Genomic DNA, 16,005 nt, shown 5'->3' with positions numbered 1-16,005 from the left:
GCGCGCAGTGGTTCGCTCGCGCGCGGTGCAGCGGCCTGCGCGCGCTCGAATGCGCGCAAGCCGCCATGGCGTCATTCCTCGGCCATCGCCCGCATGTCCACCGTGCGCTCGTTCACTGCGCTGCGCCGTTTGGCGAGCCACATCATGAACGTGATGAAACTGCCGAACACGACGATGATCCATTGCGCCGGCATCTTCGCGGAGAGCAGCAGCGCATAGGCGCCGAGCATCAGCAGCACGGCGAGGTTCTGGTTGAAATTCTGCACGGCGATCGAATGGCCCGCGGACAGCAGCGTCGCGCCGCGATGCTGAAGAATCGCGTTCATCGGCACGATGAAAAAGCCCGAAAGCGCGCCGAGCAGGATCATCAGCGGATACGCGAGCAGGATGTAGAACGGCGCGACGTACGAGCCGATCCGGATGCCCGCGCCCGCCGGAAACAGGTCCTTGTTGTAGAAGGCCATCGCGATCGCCACCGCGCCGGTCAGAATGCCGACCGGCAGCACCCGCAGCGACTTGCGCAACGGAATCAGCGCGGCCGCCGCAGCCGCGCCGACCGCGATGCCGAGCCCCGTCACGCCTTGCATCACCGCCGCCTTCGACAGCGATAGCCCGAGGTTCACATTGGCCCATTTGAGCACCAGCAATTGCAGCGTCACCGCACCGCCCCACATCAGAGTGGTGACCCAGAGCGCGATCTGCGCGAGTTTGTCGGCCCACAGCACGTTGAAGCAGTGATAGAAATCAGCGACCAGCTTCGTGGGTTCTGACAGACGGTTCGGATAACGTGCGCCGGTATCGGGAATGAACATATTGATCGCGGCGGCGATCGCGTAGGTGATCATCACCGCGAACATCGCCAGATCGGCGGCGGAGCGGATCAGCGGCAGGTGCGCATGCGCGACGAATCTCTCGGCGACGGTGCTGATCAGCGCGCCGCCCACCATAGTGCCGACGATGGTCGACAGGACCGTCGCCGCTTCGAGCCACGCGTTCGCCTTGACGAGTTTTTCCGCCGGCAGCAGTTCGGTGAGGATGCCGTATTTGGCGGGCGAATACGCGGCCGCGCCGAAGCCGACCACGCCGTAGGCGATCATCGGATGAACGCCTGCGATCATCATGAGACAGCCGCTCGCCTTCAGCGCGTTCGAGATGAACATCACGTGGCGCTTTTGCAGCGAGTCGGCGAATGCGCCGACGAACGGTGCGAGCAGCACGTACGAGACGGTGAAGAAGATCTGTAGAAGCGGGGTGACCCAGGCGGCCGAACGGATCACGGAGAGCAGCGCAATGGCGGCGATCAACAGGGCGTTGTCCGCGAGCGACGAAATGAACTGCGCTGCGATGATTGTGTAGAAGCCTTTTTTCATGAAGCGGAGTGAAGGCCGCGCGCTTGTTGATAAAACGCAGAGCAACAAGCGGGCTAGCGAGCGGGCTCAAATTCGGGCTGAAAGGCGCGGCGCGAAGCGGGCGCAGCGAAAAAACGCGCGATACATGCAACACGTGGCCGGACGAAGCAGCACGCCAGCGCGGCATCCCGCTTTGTAGCACGAACGCTCATGCGATGCAGAGCCGCCAACAAAAAAAGCGGCCGAAGCCGCTTTTTTTGTTCAACCTGCCGCCGCAAGGCCGGCCCGGATGCCAGGTTCGATGAAGGCCCGAGGAGCTTGAATCAATGTCGACTCGGGCCGGCCCCTCCCACGACAACCGGCCTTACGCCGACTGCTCGCGCGTGCGGCTGTAACGCGACAGGACCGGAATCATCTGCGCATAGATCTTCGGGTTGCCCGCGACGATTTCGCCGACGTGCAGGAAGTCCGAGTCGCCCGTGTAGTTGCCGACCAGACCGCCGGCTTCCGTGATCAGCAGGCTGCCCGCAGCGACGTCCCACGCATTGAGGCCCTGTTCGAAGAAGCCGTCCATGCGACCCGCGGCGACGTTCGCCAGATCGAGCGCGGCGGCGCCCGGACGGCGCAAGCCCGCGCAGGCTTCGGTCATTTCAGCGAACTGGCGGCCGTACGCTTCAATGCCGTCCTTTTCGCGGAACGGGAAGCCGGTGCCGATCAGCCCGTCGGCGAGACGGTCGCGCTTGGCCACACGGATGCGGCGGTCGTTCAGGAACGCGCCACGGCCGCGCGATGCGGTGTACAGATCATTGCGGGTCGGGTCGTAGACCACGGCCTGCGTCACGATGCCCTTGTGCGCGAGCGCGATCGACACGCAGTAGTACGGAAAACCGTGGATGAAGTTGGTGGTGCCGTCGAGCGGATCGATGATCCACTGGTACTCGGATTCGTTATCCGACTTGCCGGATTCTTCGGCGAGGATCGCGTGATCGGGGTAGGCGGTCTTCAGCGTGTCGATGATCGCCGCTTCAGACGCTTTGTCGACCTCCGTGACGAAATCGTTGTGCTGCTTCTTGCTGACCTGGATCAGATCGAGGTCGAGCGACGCGCGGTTGATGATCTGGGCTGCGCGGCGCGCGGCCTTCACAGCGATATTGAGCATGGGATGCATGAGACTGATCCTTGTGCCGGGGCAGCACGGCTGCTGGCCGGTAAATGAGCGCTAAACCTGCGCTGACTGGGCGCCCGAAGAGCGCGGAAACAGCACGGAACGCCGCCCGGTACAGGACCGGTGCGCATTCCGCCGACGGAGACGAATTGAATAAGAACGAGGCGCCCGGTTGAGCGAAGGGCTAAAACCGGGCGCGAATCCTGGCATTTTACCTGAGTCCGGGCGACGCGGCAGCGTTCGCGCTGGGGGCGGGGAATTCGGCGGCAAGCGGGGTGCTTGGGGCGCTGTGGTGCAGCCGCATGGCCGGTTCGCGCGACGGAGCGGGAACCGGCTGGCGCAGGCTTCGCTTCTGCGAGGCGGTGCCTCACCGGCTGCCCGGCTGCCACGCCGCGGTGAAATTGCGCTTCGCCGGCAGCGGCATGGCGAGCGCGAAGTGCGTCACGGATGGCGTCTTCGCTTCTGCGTGGCGACCGTCTGACTGGTTGCCTCGTTACCGCGGGCGATCAATTGCCTTCCGCCGATAGCGGCAGGGTGAGGGCGAACTAGCGCCGCCGCCCGCACATCGTTCGCCTTCCGGTACGCAATTCGCTAGCCCGCATCGCGGCAATTCGGAGCCCGCCCGAGGTTGGCGCTACCATACGCGTCTTTAGCTTGCAGAGTGCCAACGTGGACCACACCCTCCATTCCTCCGATCCCGCCGTGGCCGACCTGCGCGGCGGCTTCACCTCGACACGCTTCGTGCTCGTCGAACCCAGCCATCCCGGCAACGTCGGCGCGGCGGCACGCGCGCTAAAGACGATGGGCTTCTCGCGGCTCGTGCTGGTGTCGCCGCGCGTGCCGCATGTACAGAGCGATCCGGAAGCAATCGCGATGGCGAGCGGCGCGGACGACGTGCTCGCGTCCGCGCACGTCGTGCCAACGCTCGCCGACGCACTGATCGGCGTGCACTGGTCGATCGCGCTGACCGCGCGGCTGCGCGAATACGGTCCGCCGCAATGGACGCCACGTGCCGCAGCCGCGGTCGCGCATGAGCAGGCGGTGCATGGCGAGATCGCGCTGGTGTTCGGCAACGAGCGCACGGGTCTGTCGAACGAGGACGTCGAGCGCTGCAGCGCGCTCGCGCATATTCCGGCCAATCCGGCCTACAGTTCGCTGAATCTCGCGCAGGCCGTGCAGGTGCTCGCGTACGAATTGCGCACCGAGTATCTGTCCGGGGACGACGCGACCGCGCGCGCGCTGGTCACCGCTCAGGCGAGCGTGGGGCAGGCGACGCAGGGCGAACCGGCCGGCCCGCGCGCGGCGAGCGACGAAATCGAAAGCATGTTCACGCATCTCGAGAGCGCGCTGGTCGCCCTCGACTTCCTCGATCCGGCCAATCCGAAGAAACTGATGTCCCGTTTGCGGCGACTCTTTGCTCGCTCCGGGCTGGAGCGCGAGGAAGTGAATATCGTGCGCGGCATCGCCAAGCACATTCTGCTGAAGACGAAGCGAGACGGCGACGACGCGCCCTGAGCCGTATTCGTCCGACGACCTTGCCGGCAGCGTGGACTTCCGGCAGGTTTCTCGCAATCGACCTACAATCCCTGCAACGTTCTAACTAAATCTGCAGCCGTGCTAAGCGGCCGCATCGCCGTCATGCGCGACGCAGCAGCGTCGCAGTGCGCAGACGGTCCTTCCCCCACAACACACTGTCCCTGCCATGTTCACGAGACTTCGCGAAGACATCGCCACGATCCGCGAGCGCGACCCCGCCGCCCGCAGCGCATGGGAAGTGCTCACGTGTTATCCGGGCCTGCACGCGCTAGTGCTGCATCGGCTCGCGCATGCGTGCTGGCAGGCGAAGCGCCGCTGGCTCGCGCGTTTCCTCTCGCAGATGGCGCGGTTCATGACCGGCATCGAGATCCATCCAGGCGCGACGCTCGGGCGGCGCGTGTTTATCGATCACGGCATGGGCGTGGTGATCGGCGAAACCGCGCAGATCGGCGACGACTGCACGATCTATCAGGGCGTGACGCTCGGCGGCACGTCGCTCACGCGCGGAGCGAAACGGCATCCGACGCTCGAGCGCGGGGTGATCGTCGGCGCGGGCGCGAAGGTGCTCGGGGGCTTTACGATCGGCGCGGACGCGAAGATCGGCTCGAACGCGGTGGTGACTAAACCGGTGCCCGCGCGCGGCACGGCGGTGGGCAATCCGGCGCGGATTATCGTGCCGGCGTCAGCAGCCACGGCGGCGAGCACCGCCAACGCGGATGGCAACGACGCCGCGCGCGATACGAAGCGAACGAGCGAACGCAGCGCATTCTGCGCATACGGCATCACGCCGAACGCGGACGATCCGGTGTCGCTGGCGATTCACGGTCTGATCGATCATGCCGCCACGCAATCGAAGCGCATCGACGAGATCGTCGATGCGCTGGAGCGCCTGGGCACGAGCCTCGAAGGTCTGCAAGGCTTGCAAGGCGCGGACGCGGCGTTGCTCGACTTGCGGCGCCTGTCTGCGGCGATTGCGGGGAAAGAGGAAGGGGCGGTGGCGCAGCGGTAATCGCCAACGGGCCGGCCGTCATGAAGGGTGGCCGGCGCGGAGCTTTCTGGCGGGGCGGTTTCACACGGCGGGCCTTCGCGCAGGCAGCAACGCCGGCAAGCCCATTTCAAGCGAGTCGATCGCTAGCGAGCCACTCCGGATCAGCGCGTCGTCAGGCGGGGCAGCGTAAAGTAAGCCGTAAGTCGGCTTCGGGTCGGTCGGCAGGACAGCGGGCCCAAAATCAAACCGGCCGGAAGTCAGGCAACTCACTCAAGCAGCCTCAGCCCAACGGTAACGCCCGAATCCCATCCGCATCGATGCGCAGGTACCCGCCGCGGTGTGCGCCATGGTCGAGATCCCAATCCGGCAGAACCCAGCGCATGCCGCCCGGCTCGCGATGCCGCGCGGGCAGATGCGTGTGCCCATGGATGATCGTTGCCGTTTTCGACGCCTTGAACAGCGCGGCAACGGCCTTCGGCGCCACGTCATACTTCAACGAGACCGGCCGCATGCGGCCATGCTCGCTCTTCGCGCGCATGTTTTCGGCGAGCTTCTGACGCCAGCGAAACGGCGACGCCAAAAACAGCATCTGCGCGAAACGGTTGCGCGCGAAACGCCGGAACATCTGGTAGCCATGATCCGCGGTGCACAGACCGTCGCCATGCGCGAGCGCGACACGGATGCCGAACGCGGTGATCACGAACGGATCGGGCAGCCAGATCGCGCCGGCCGCTTTCATGAAGCGCTTGCCGAGCAGAAAATCGCGATTGCCGTGCATGATGTAGAGCGCGATGCCGCGCTCCGACAGCGTGTGCAGCAGCGCCGCAATACGTGCGACGAACGGCTCGACCAGCATGTCATCGCCGACCCAGTACTCGAACAGATCGCCGAGTATGAACACCGAGTCCGCCTGCTCGGCGGTGACGCGAATGAAATGTTCGAACGCTGCGACCGTATGCGGGATCGCCTCGCTCAAATGAATGTCGGAGAGGAGAAAAAACGGGCGTGCGGCGCGGGGGTGTTGGCCCTCGCCAGGCACGCCCGCGGCGACGCTTCGCAGCGGCGTCTCTTGCAGCATTGAAGGTGCCTGATTTCAGTTCGAACGAGTCGACGCTCGGTAGAGCTTAGTCGACGATCACAGCCTTTTCGATCACGACGTCGTCGGCCGGCACGTCCTGATGGAAGCCCTTCGAACCCGTCTTGACCTTCTTGATCTTCTCGACCACGTCCATGCCGTCGACCACCTTGCCGAACACCGCGTAGCCCCAGCCCTGCGGCGTCGGCGACGAGTGGTTCAGGAAGTCGTTGTCGTTCACGTTGATGAAGAATTGTGCCGTCGCCGAGTGCGGGTCGTTCGTGCGCGCCATCGCGACCGAGCCGTTGACGTTCTTCAGACCGTTGTTCGCTTCGTTGTTGATCGGCTCGGCCGTCGGCTTCTGCTTCATGCCGGGTTCGAAACCGCCGCCCTGGATCATGAAACCGTCGATCACGCGGTGGAACACCGTGTTGTCGTAGTGGCCCGCCTTCACGTAGTTGAGGAAGTTCTCAACCGACTTCGGCGCTTTCTCGGCGTCCAGTTCGAGTTTGATGACGCCGTGGTTCGTATGCAGTTCAACCATGATGGAATCCTTTGATGAACGGGTGGGTAAAAGGGCGCGGCGAGCCGTCATGCGGTGCGTACTGCCTTGACTGCCGCCCGCGCCGGGGCGTGGATTGTGCACCAACGCGTCGACGTGCGGGCGTTGGCGTGCTGATTCGAGAGCACGCTCGGGTTGGCTCGTGCGCGCTCGTCGTGCTTCGTCCGCTTAGCTGCTCACTTACTTGCCGACCACCGTGGCCGACTGGATCACGATCGGCGTCTTCGGCACGTCGCCCATCGGGCCGCGCGACGTGGTAGGCGTGGCTTCGATCTTCTTCACGACGTCCATGCCGCTCGTGACCTTGCCGAACACCGCGTAGCCGCTGCCGTCCGGATTCGGATAATCGAGCCCGGCGTTGTCCACCGTGTTGATGAAGAACTGCGCGGTGGCCGAATTCGGATCGCTCGTGCGCGCCATCGCGAGCGTGCCGGCCAGGTTCTTCAGACCGTTGTGGCTCTCCAGAGGAATCGGCGCGCGCGTCGGCTTCTCCGCGAAGCTTTGCGTGTAGCCGCCGCCCTGAATCATGAAGCCGGGAATCACGCGATGGAAGATCGTGCCGCTGTACTGGCCGGACTTCACGTAGTCGAGGAAATTCGCGACCGTCTTCGGCGCTTTCTCAGGATACAACTCGACGCCGATGTCGCCCTCCGATGTCTTGAGCAGCACGGACGGATGCGCGGCTTGCGAACCGGACTGGGCAAAAGCGGGTGCGTTTGCGATCAGGGCGGCGCTGCCGAGCGCCAACATCAACCATTTCATGAAGATCCTCGGAGGTGGAAAAAGCGGAGTGCCCACAAGTGCCGGCGTTACTGCGACGGCGCCATGTAGGGCGGCATGGCCAGCGAGCCGTTCGAGCCGCCGAACTGGAAGCTCGGCGTCTGCGGCATGTTCATGTTCGAGATGGCGCGGCCCGTGGCGCTGTCCGTGGGCGCTGCCGCTGCAGCGGGCCTCGCCGGCGCACCGTTCTTTGGCGGCGAGACGATCTTCTGGATGTCGGCCAGACGCCGCGCGGTCGTGGGGCTCGCCTTGCCGAGGCCTTGCGCGTGACGGTAGGCTTCGCTCGCCATGCGCAGATAGACGTCGCCGAGATTCTCGTACGCGAGGCCGTAGCTCGGGTTGGCCTTGGTGGCCGTTTCGAGCGCGGTGCGCGCTTCGATGAGATGGCCTTGCTTTGCGTACAACGCGGCGAGGTTGTTATACGGCTCGGGCAATTCGGGGTACAGCTGCGTGAGTTCGGTGAACGCGGCGATCGCCTCGTCGTCGCGATTCAGGTGTGCGAGCACGGTGGCGCGCTTGAACTTCGCCTGCGCGTCGCGCGGATTCGATGCGATGCGCGCATCGAGCTGAGTCAACGACGCTTCCCAGTTCTTCTGCGCAATCGACGCGTCGATTTCCGGCGTGTTATCGCGCACCGCGGGACCTTGCGGCATCATGCCGGCCTTCTGTGCATAGGCTGCCGCAACGGGCAGGGCCGCGAGAGCGACGGCGACGGTGACGCGCACGGCGAGGGCGCGCGCAGCACCGCGCGTGAGGCCATTGCACGCCGTCGCGGCGAGGGTCGCAGCGCTGTGCGCGCGGCCGCTGGAAGGTTTCATAGGCTTGGGTCTGGATGTTATACTCCGACCCATTCTAACAAAAGGTCTGCGCGTTCCGTCGAACCGCAAACTGTCTTTTCGCCACTCGTGGTCGTCTCCGCTTTGACCGCAGCTTGATCGCCGCACCAGGTGCGCCGGTTTTGCTGTATGCGACGCACCCGTCGTCTTCTGGCGGGGCGCGGCGCGTCTGAAACACAATGCGGATTTCTTTCGGCCCACGCACCGTTCTCTATGGAATCACTGCGCATCTACAACACGCTCGCGCGTGACAAGCAAACTTTCGTGCCGCTGCAAGCAGGCGTCGTGCGGATGTACGTCTGCGGGATGACCGTGTACGACTATTGTCACGTCGGTCACGCGCGGGTGATGGTCGTGTTCGACATCGTGCAGCGCTGGCTGCGCACGCTCGGCTATGACGTGACCTACGTGCGCAACATCACGGATATCGACGACAAGATCATCCGCCGCGCCGTGGAGAACGGAGAGACGATCAAGTCGCTCACCGACCGCTTCATCGACGCATTGCATGAAGACGCGGACGCGCTCGGCATCCAGCGGCCTGACCTCGAACCGCGCGCCACCGACTTCATTGCGCAGATGCTCGGCATGATCGAGACGCTCGAGGCGAACGGCTACGCGTATCAGGCGAGCGACGGCGACGTCAACTACGCGGTGCGCAAGTTCGCCGGCTACGGCAAGCTCTCGGGCAAGTCGCTCGAAGACCTGCGCGCGGGCGAACGCGTCGCGGCCAACGACGCGAAACAGGACCCGCTCGACTTCGTGTTGTGGAAGCAGGCGAAGCCCGACGAACCCGCCGACACCGGCTGGGAATCGAAGTACGGGCGCGGCCGTCCTGGCTGGCATATCGAGTGCTCGGCGATGGGCTGCGCGCTGCTCGGCGATCAATTTGACATTCATGGCGGCGGTCAGGATCTGCAGTTTCCGCACCATGAAAACGAAATTGCGCAAAGTGAAGCCGCTACCGGTCAAACCTTCGTCAATTACTGGATGCACAACGGCTACGTACAGATCGACAATGAGAAGATGTCGAAGTCGTTGAACAATTTTTTTACGATTCGCGAAGTGCTGGCGCAGTACGATGCAGAGGTCGTGCGGTTTTTCATTGCGCGCGCGCATTACCGCTCGCCGTTGAACTACAGCGACGTGCATATCGACGACGCCCGCAACGCGCTCGCGCGTTTGTACACCGCGCTCAAGGACGTCACGCCGGACGCCGCGGAGCTCGACTGGAACGAAGCGCATGCGCAGCGTTTCCAGGCGGCAATGAACGACGACTTCAACACGCCGGTTGCAGTGTCGGTGTTGTTCGAGTTGGCAACTGAAGTGAACCGCACGCGCGACCCCGCGCTGGCCCGTCAATTGCGCGCGCTCGGTGCGGTGATCGGACTGCTCGGGCGTGAGCCGCGTGCGTATCTGCAGCAGGCCGCGGGTGCCGCAGCACAAGGCGCGCTCGAGCCCGCCGCGATCGAAGCGAAGATCGCCGCGCGCGTGGCCGCCAAGCAGGCGAAGGACTATGCGGCAGCAGACCGGATCCGGGCTGAATTGCTCGAGGCCGGCGTTGCACTTGAAGACAAACCCGGCGGGTTGACCGAGTGGCGGCGCGTGTGAGCGCACCTCGTACTTCCCTCTGATCGACTCGCCAGGCAGGAGGCAGGATGGCAACGGCCACGAAGACGCCGGCTAAACGAGCCGCGTCTCAGACAAGCGCGGCAGCCGCGGCAAAGTCGACACGCACGTCGGCTCGCGCGGGCAGCGGCGCGGTACAGAAAGCATCGTCGAAAGCCACTGCGGTGGCGGCGAAGAGCGCAGCGGGCGTAGGGGCGGCAGCGAAAAAGGCGACGCTCAAACGTGCGCTCAACGGGACGTCGGCACACGCGCCTGCCGCGAAGCGCGCCAAGGCGTCGCGTGTGAAAGGCAATGGCGCATTGCCGGCCGAACTTGCCGGCGACGTGCAGGAGCTCGCGCGCGACACCAACGCGGGCGAAGTCGTGCGCAAAACGCGCGCCTCAGCGAGTGCCGGTGGCGAAGCGGCGAGTGCGAGCGATGCGGCAGTACCGGTGCAGATCGGCGGCCTCACGCCTGAAGTCACGCGTCCGGCGTATTGGGACAAGGCGTGTGCGGACCTCGTCAAGCGCGACCGTATTCTGAAGAAGCTGATTCCGAAGTTCGGCCCGGTGCATCTGCTAAGCCGTGGCGACCCGTTCGTCACGCTCGCGCGCTCGGTAGTGGGGCAGCAGATTTCGGTCGCGTCTGCACAAGCCGTGTGGGCGAAAGTCGAAGCCGCATGTCCGAAGCTCGTGCCGCAGCAGTTCATCAAGTTCGGTCAGGAGAAGCTGACCGCGTGCGGGCTGTCCAAGCGCAAGGCCGAGTATGTGCTCGATCTCGCGCAGCATTTCGTGTCGGGGGCGTTGCACGTCGGCAAGTGGACGTCGATGGAAGACGAGGCGGTGATCGCCGAACTCACTCAGATTCGAGGCATTGGCCGCTGGACCGCGGAGATGTTCCTGATCTTCAATCTGTCGCGTCCCGATGTCCTGCCGCTCGACGACCTCGGCCTGATCCGCGCGATCAGCGTCAACTATTTCAGCGGCGAGCCGGTCACGCGCAGCGAAGCGCGCGAGGTCGCGGCGAACTGGGAGCCGTGGCGCACGGTCGCGACCTGGTATATGTGGCGTAGCCTCGATCCCTTGCCGGTCGACTACTGAACAACAAAAAAACGAGGCTATCTCAAAAAGCTATCGATTGTTAGATTTGGATAGTTGCGAGATGGTTTTGACAGCGGCGAGCGCGGTTAGAATACGCGCTGCCGGTAAGTCCAAGGATTACAACCAATGAAGACCACCTTTCTGGATTTCGAACAGCCAATCGCTGAACTCGAAGCGAAGATCGAAGAATTGCGCTTCGTGCAGGACGATTCGGCCGTCGATATTTCGGAAGAGATCGAGCGGCTGTCCAAGAAAAGTCAACAGCTCACCAAAGATCTGTACGCGAACCTCACGCCGTGGCAGGTTTCGCAAATCGCCCGTCACCCGCAACGCCCGTACACGTTCGATTACGTGAGCGAGCTGTTCACCGATTTCCACGAACTGCATGGCGATCGCAACTACGCGGACGACCTGTCGATCGTCGGCGGCCTCGCGCGTTTCAACGGCCAGGCCTGCATGGTGATCGGCCATCAGAAGGGCCGCGACACGAAGGAGCGCGCACTGCGCAACTTCGGCATGCCGCGTCCGGAAGGCTATCGCAAGGCTGAACGTTTGATGCGTCTGGCCGAAAAATTCAACCTGCCTATCTTCACGTTCATCGACACGCCGGGCGCGTATCCGGGCATCGGCGCGGAAGAGCGTGGCCAGTCCGAAGCGATCGGCCGCAATCTGTACGTGATGGCCGAACTGAAGACGCCGCTGATTGCAACGATCATCGGTGAGGGCGGCTCGGGCGGCGCGCTTGCTATCGCGATCGGCGATAGCGTGCTGATGCTGCAGTTCTCGACCTACTCGGTGATTTCGCCGGAGGGCTGCGCATCGATTCTGTGGAAGAGTGCCGCGAAGGCGCCGGAAGCCGCAGAAGCGCTCGGCCTGACCGCGCATCGTCTGAAGGCGCTCGGCCTGATCGACAAGATCGTCAACGAGCCGCTCGGCGGCGCGCATCGCGATCCGAAGGGCATGGCCGCCATGCTGCGCCGTGCGCTCGCCGACTCGCTGCGCCAGTTCCAGGGGATGAGCATCAACGACCTGCGTCAACGCCGTTTCGAACGGTTGATGTCGTATGGCAAGTTCAAGGAAACGACGCCGGGTGCTTGAGCCCGCGCGTTCTCTTCTCCATCGGCGCTTCGTGCGCTAACGACGTGACTCCCATCGCCGCTTCGCCTGCCGAGCGCCTCGTGATCGAGGCGGTCGGCTTGGCGCTGTCCGCGCTTGCTGGCAGTGCGCGCATCGCGGTGGCGTTCAGCGGCGGTGTCGATTCGAGCGTGCTGCTCGATGCCGCGGTGCGCGTCGCGGGCGCGTCGCGTTGTGTCGCGCTGCATGTGCATCACGGGCTGAGTCCTCACGCTGACGCGTGGCTTGCGCATTGCCAGGCGTTTGCGCAGGAACGCGGCGTCGAATTCGACGCGTTGCGCGTCGAGGTGCCGCGTGCTGGCGGTGTGAGCGTCGAGGCGGCAGCGCGTGATGCGCGTTATCGCGCGCTGGATGCGATGTGCGCGGCGCGCGGCATTCACACGCTCTGGCTCGCGCAACACGCCGACGACCAGGCCGAAACCGTCCTGCTGCAATTGCTGCGTGGCGCCGGTCTCGCGGGTCTTGCGGCGATGGCGCCCGAGTTCACTGCGGCCGGCGCGTGCACGGCGCGTGTGAGGCCGTTGCTCCATGTGTTGCGCGCGCAGCTCGAGCACTATGCAAGCGCGCGTGCCTTGCACTGGATCGACGACGAGTCGAATGCGGACACCCGCTACGCGCGCAATGCGCTGCGTCACGAGGTGACGCCCGCGCTGGCGGTCCACTTTCCCGGTTTTCGCGACGCGCTGGCGCGCACGGCCGCGCATGCCGCGTCGGCGCAGCGCCTGCTCGATGCGCTGGCGCGCATCGACATGGATGCGGTATCCGCCGACGAAGGACGCGCGCTGTCGCACGATGCGCTGCTCGCACTCGACGACGATCGCGCGCTCAATCTGATGCGTTACTGGATGCGCACGTTGGGTCTCACTGTGGCATCGAGTGCCCGTCTGAGCGATGCGTTGCGCCAACTGCGCGAAGTGGGCGCGGCGGGCGACGGGCATCGTCTGCGTGTCGATCATGCGGGCCAGGCGCTGCGCAGCTATCGCGGCCTCGTGTATTGGGAAGCGGGCGACAGCAGTGAAGCCGCCGATGAGACCGCGCTCGCCGCGCGCGAGATCAGCGAACTCGCGTGGCAGGGCGAATCGATCTGGCGTTTGCCGCAATGGCGCGGCACGTTTGTATTTGCGCTCGAGGAGCAGGGCGCGGTAGAGGCAGGCTCTGATGCCAACGACACGATCCCTTGCGACGTCCTGCGACGCGCCTCGTTGAGCGCGCGCTCGCGCAGCGGCGGCGAACGGATGCGCACGAGCGACGCGCCCGGCGCACCGAGCCGAACGCTGAAGAACCTGTTCCAGGAGCGCGGCGTCCCTGCATGGAAGCGCGACGTGCCGTTGCTCTATATCGGCGACGAACTGCTGTTCGTGCCTTTGCTCGGCGTGAATCGCGCAGCGTTGCCGGCTTCGGCCGACGCCGACGGAACACGCATCAGGATCATCTGGCGCGAAGACCTCCTGATCGCCTGACCGGCCGGTCGGACTGTGCTGAGAAGCGAGCGACCAACCGGGAAATAGGGCGCAAATCCGCACGAAACAAGCCTTTGCGGCACTGATTCCGCGGCTTTCGATGGCCGCTGCGGCTTGTCTTTTTACGCTCAATCGGGTACGTTTACCTGCTTGCCCGACCCGATTTCGCCGTCGCTTTTGTCGCTATCGCCGGTTGCGAGCGTGATCCGTCGTTTCCCGTTAAGTCACTAGCGATCATTCCCGGGCAAACCCGCGCGTGTTGCACGCGCGCTGCATTTACGCCGCCACACACTTTGCCGTCGTTCACAAGACGTTGCGCTCCTGTGCTTTTGTGCGGTCGTCTCCAGCGCGCCAGCGCGGTTTCTCTTCCAGTTCAGAACGACAATGGCACTCATCGTACATAAATACGGCGGCACCTCGATGGGCTCGGTCGAGCGCATCAAGAACGTCGCCAAGCGCGTCGCGAAATGGCATAAGGCCGGCCACAAGATGGTCGTCGTGCCGTCGGCGATGTCCGGCGAAACCAACCGCTTGCTCGGTCTCGCTAAAGAAATCACGGCTCAACCGAGCGCGCGCGAACTCGATATGATCGCCGCCACGGGCGAACAGGCCAGTTCGGGTCTGCTCGCTATCGCGTTGCAGGACGCCGGCGTCGACGCTGTCAGCTACGCAGGCTGGCAAGTGCCGATCAGAACGGACAGCGCGTTCACGAAAGCGCGCATCAGCGAAATCGACGGCGAGCGCGTGTTGCGCGACCTCGACGCAGGCAAGGTGGTGGTGATCACCGGCTTCCAGGGCATCGACCCGGATGGCCACATCACGACGCTCGGCCGCGGCGGGTCGGACACGTCGGCGGTCGCGGTGGCGGCCGCGCTGAAAGCCGATGAGTGCCTGATTTATACCGACGTCGACGGCGTGTACACGACCGACCCGCGGGTGGTCGAAGAAGCGCGCCGGCTCGATCGCGTGACGTTCGAAGAAATGCTGGAAATGGCCAGCTTGGGTTCGAAGGTGCTGCAGATCCGCTCGGTGGAATTCGCCGGCAAGTATCAGGTGAAGACGCGCGTGCTGTCGAGCCTGACCGATCCGCTGATGCCGCTCGACGCTGAAATGAAGTCGGGCACCCTGATTACTTTTGAAGAAGACGAGACCATGGAAAAAGCAGTCATCTCGGGCATCGCGTTCCAGCGCGACGAAGCTCGTATCGCCGTGATGGGCGTGCCCGACAAGCCGGGCATCGCCTATCAGATTCTCGGCCCGGTGGCAGACGCGAATATCGACGTCGACATGATCATCCAGAACCAGAGCGTCGAAGGCAAAACGGCGTTCACGTTCACGGTCGGCCGTGGCGATTATCAGCGCGCGATGGAGATCCTCACGGGCCAGGTGCAGGGTCATGTGCAAGCCGAAAAGGTGCTCGGGGATCCGAAGGTGTCGAAGGTGTCGGTGGTCGGCGTCGGTATGCGTTCGCATGTCGGCATCGCGAGCACGATGTTCCGCACGCTGTCGGAAGAGGGCATCAACATCCAGATGATCTCGACTTCCGAAATCAAGATTTCGGTGCTGATCGACGAGAAGTACATGGAGCTCGCGGTGCGCGCGCTGCATAAGGCGTTTGATCTGGATCAGGCGTAAAGCCCCGTTTGCTTTTGCGCGACCAGTGCGAAAAATTGCGTCAGCAATGACAAACCTGGCACAAAAAGTGTTCTTCAGGCGTTGACCTTCGACGTTCGGCCCGCTATTATCTTGGCTTCGTCGCACTGACTCCCTGTGCGACAGAAAGTTTGGGAGACGTGGCCGAGAGGTCGAAGGCACTCCCCTGCTAAGGGAGCATCTGGGCCAAAACCTGGATCGAGGGTTCGAATCCCTCCGTCTCCGCCAAAAGCGGTAAAAAAGCCCCGTAGATTTCACGATCTACGGGGCTTTTTGTTTCCAGCCCATCATCAGGCCCATCACGCGACAAAGACTGAATTCCTTCGATCTTGCCTGACCTTCGATCTTGCCTGATCGCGCCATGTCATGAAAGCGCGCGGTGCCGGACGCTACCGCCCATGCTGCCCACAACGCCTCCTTTGCTGGAAGTGACGCGATTCTGCCGCCTCTTATACTTCCAGAAATTTATAACGGAATCCAGCGGGGAGACTGTGGAAGTCCACGTCAAGCTACCGAGCGGTCCTCTGATCGCGTATCTGTTTTCTCTGTCGCGCGTTGGCCCAGGCCGCATGTCCTGCTGGCATTCTCAACTCCAAGGGCGAGTCCGACATATCGAGTCTGGACCGCCTGTGGGATGACGGAGCCATTGACGTTGTGGGCCGCACCAAAAGCGAGACCTTTTTTGTTTCAGATCCACGACTGACCTTGTCATTGATGGTCCAGCCGGTTGTCTTTGACCGCTTTCTGGAGCGAAAGGGC

The 16,005-nt window shown here is 63.8% G+C and carries 13 protein-coding genes, 1 tRNA gene and 1 pseudogene; 9 read left to right on the top strand and 6 right to left on the bottom strand.

All coding sequences use genetic code 11. From position 1 onward, the window contains the following. Window positions 1-71: 71 nt before the first annotated feature. On the bottom strand, window positions 72-1,370 hold the full coding sequence (lplT, locus tag HV770_RS15350) for a lysophospholipid transporter LplT (RefSeq protein ID WP_175160839.1): 1,299 nt from the start codon (window positions 1,368-1,370) through the stop codon (window positions 72-74). Window positions 1,371-1,713: 343 nt separating this feature from the next. Further along, entirely contained in the window at window positions 1,714-2,517 is an 804-nt protein-coding gene (locus tag HV770_RS15345) for an inositol monophosphatase family protein (RefSeq protein ID WP_168669875.1), read from the bottom strand. 666 nt (window positions 2,518-3,183) lie between these two features. Between HV770_RS15345 and HV770_RS15340 the strand changes: the two genes are divergently transcribed. Continuing rightward, window positions 3,184-4,029 (top strand): RNA methyltransferase, encoded by an 846-nt coding sequence (locus HV770_RS15340; RefSeq protein ID WP_175160838.1) that lies wholly within the window; start codon window positions 3,184-3,186, stop codon window positions 4,027-4,029. A gap of 187 nt (window positions 4,030-4,216) precedes the next feature. Beyond that, window positions 4,217-5,059 (top strand): serine O-acetyltransferase, encoded by an 843-nt coding sequence (gene cysE, locus HV770_RS15335; protein ID WP_175160837.1) that lies wholly within the window; start codon window positions 4,217-4,219, stop codon window positions 5,057-5,059. A gap of 259 nt (window positions 5,060-5,318) precedes the next feature. On the opposite strand, the gene HV770_RS15330 is transcribed toward cysE, so the two are convergent. From HV770_RS15330 to HV770_RS15315, 4 genes are all read right to left on the bottom strand, one after another. Continuing rightward, window positions 5,319-6,116 (bottom strand): UDP-2,3-diacylglucosamine diphosphatase, encoded by a 798-nt coding sequence (locus HV770_RS15330; RefSeq protein ID WP_175160836.1) that lies wholly within the window; start codon window positions 6,114-6,116, stop codon window positions 5,319-5,321. A gap of 46 nt (window positions 6,117-6,162) precedes the next feature. Next, the gene (locus tag HV770_RS15325; protein ID WP_121317438.1) at window positions 6,163-6,657 is read right to left on the bottom strand and encodes a peptidylprolyl isomerase; all 495 of its coding nucleotides are present in this window, start codon (window positions 6,655-6,657) and stop codon (window positions 6,163-6,165) included. A 198-nt stretch (window positions 6,658-6,855) separates the two neighbouring features. Continuing rightward, window positions 6,856-7,437: a peptidylprolyl isomerase gene (locus tag HV770_RS15320; protein WP_175160835.1), complete on the bottom strand. Its 582-nt coding sequence runs from the start codon at window positions 7,435-7,437 to the stop codon at window positions 6,856-6,858. A 47-nt stretch (window positions 7,438-7,484) separates the two neighbouring features. After that, window positions 7,485-8,273 carry a tetratricopeptide repeat protein gene (locus HV770_RS15315; RefSeq protein ID WP_175160834.1) on the bottom strand — a complete coding sequence of 263 codons (789 nt, stop codon included), beginning with the start codon at window positions 8,271-8,273 and terminating at the stop codon, window positions 7,485-7,487. A 231-nt stretch (window positions 8,274-8,504) separates the two neighbouring features. On the opposite strand from HV770_RS15315, the gene cysS reads away from it, so the two are divergent. From cysS to HV770_RS39725, 7 genes and pseudogenes are all read left to right on the top strand, one after another. After that, on the top strand, window positions 8,505-9,902 hold the full coding sequence (cysS, locus tag HV770_RS15310; RefSeq protein ID WP_175160833.1) for a cysteine--tRNA ligase: 1,398 nt from the start codon (window positions 8,505-8,507) through the stop codon (window positions 9,900-9,902). A gap of 47 nt (window positions 9,903-9,949) precedes the next feature. Further along, a complete protein-coding gene (locus tag HV770_RS15305; protein WP_175160832.1) occupies window positions 9,950-10,999 on the top strand; it encodes a DNA-3-methyladenine glycosylase family protein in 1,050 nt (349 codons plus the stop codon). A gap of 126 nt (window positions 11,000-11,125) precedes the next feature. Further along, window positions 11,126-12,097 carry an acetyl-CoA carboxylase carboxyltransferase subunit alpha gene (locus HV770_RS15300; protein ID WP_175160831.1) on the top strand — a complete coding sequence of 324 codons (972 nt, stop codon included), beginning with the start codon at window positions 11,126-11,128 and terminating at the stop codon, window positions 12,095-12,097. Window positions 12,098-12,141: 44 nt separating this feature from the next. Next, entirely contained in the window at window positions 12,142-13,593 is a 1,452-nt protein-coding gene (gene tilS / locus HV770_RS15295) for a tRNA lysidine(34) synthetase TilS (RefSeq protein ID WP_175160830.1), read from the top strand. Window positions 13,594-13,977: 384 nt separating this feature from the next. After that, window positions 13,978-15,228 carry an aspartate kinase gene (locus tag HV770_RS15290; RefSeq protein ID WP_121317452.1) on the top strand — a complete coding sequence of 417 codons (1,251 nt, stop codon included), beginning with the start codon at window positions 13,978-13,980 and terminating at the stop codon, window positions 15,226-15,228. A gap of 152 nt (window positions 15,229-15,380) precedes the next feature. Beyond that, window positions 15,381-15,474, top strand: a tRNA-Ser gene (locus HV770_RS15285). Between the two features lie 327 nt (window positions 15,475-15,801). Next, window positions 15,802-15,993: pseudogene (locus tag HV770_RS39725) on the top strand (DUF3987 domain-containing protein); the annotation flags it as partial. Window positions 15,994-16,005: the final 12 nt, after the last annotated feature.

Origin of the sequence: Paraburkholderia fynbosensis, assembly GCF_902859935.1 — a bacterium.
Classification (GTDB): Bacteria; Pseudomonadota; Gammaproteobacteria; order Burkholderiales; family Burkholderiaceae; genus Paraburkholderia; species Paraburkholderia fynbosensis.
The sequence above is the reverse complement of the archived record's forward strand: the minus strand, read 5'-3'. Positions and strand labels throughout refer to the sequence as shown.

Coding starts and splice junctions, on each gene's coding strand:
- lplT (WP_175160839.1), bottom strand. CDS start 1,370: ATGAAAAAAGGCTTCTACACAATCATCGCAGCGCAGTTCATTTCGTCG.
- HV770_RS15345 (WP_168669875.1), bottom strand. CDS start 2,517: ATGCATCCCATGCTCAATATCGCTGTGAAGGCCGCGCGCCGCGCAGCC.
- cysE (WP_175160837.1), top strand. CDS start 4,217: ATGTTCACGAGACTTCGCGAAGACATCGCCACGATCCGCGAGCGCGAC.
- HV770_RS15330 (WP_175160836.1), bottom strand. CDS start 6,116: ATGCTGCAAGAGACGCCGCTGCGAAGCGTCGCCGCGGGCGTGCCTGGC.
- HV770_RS15325 (WP_121317438.1), bottom strand. CDS start 6,657: ATGGTTGAACTGCATACGAACCACGGCGTCATCAAACTCGAACTGGAC.
- HV770_RS15320 (WP_175160835.1), bottom strand. CDS start 7,437: ATGAAATGGTTGATGTTGGCGCTCGGCAGCGCCGCCCTGATCGCAAAC.
- HV770_RS15315 (WP_175160834.1), bottom strand. CDS start 8,273: ATGAAACCTTCCAGCGGCCGCGCGCACAGCGCTGCGACCCTCGCCGCG.
- cysS (WP_175160833.1), top strand. CDS start 8,505: ATGGAATCACTGCGCATCTACAACACGCTCGCGCGTGACAAGCAAACT.
- HV770_RS15305 (WP_175160832.1), top strand. CDS start 9,950: ATGGCAACGGCCACGAAGACGCCGGCTAAACGAGCCGCGTCTCAGACA.
- HV770_RS15300 (WP_175160831.1), top strand. CDS start 11,126: ATGAAGACCACCTTTCTGGATTTCGAACAGCCAATCGCTGAACTCGAA.
- HV770_RS15290 (WP_121317452.1), top strand. CDS start 13,978: ATGGCACTCATCGTACATAAATACGGCGGCACCTCGATGGGCTCGGTC.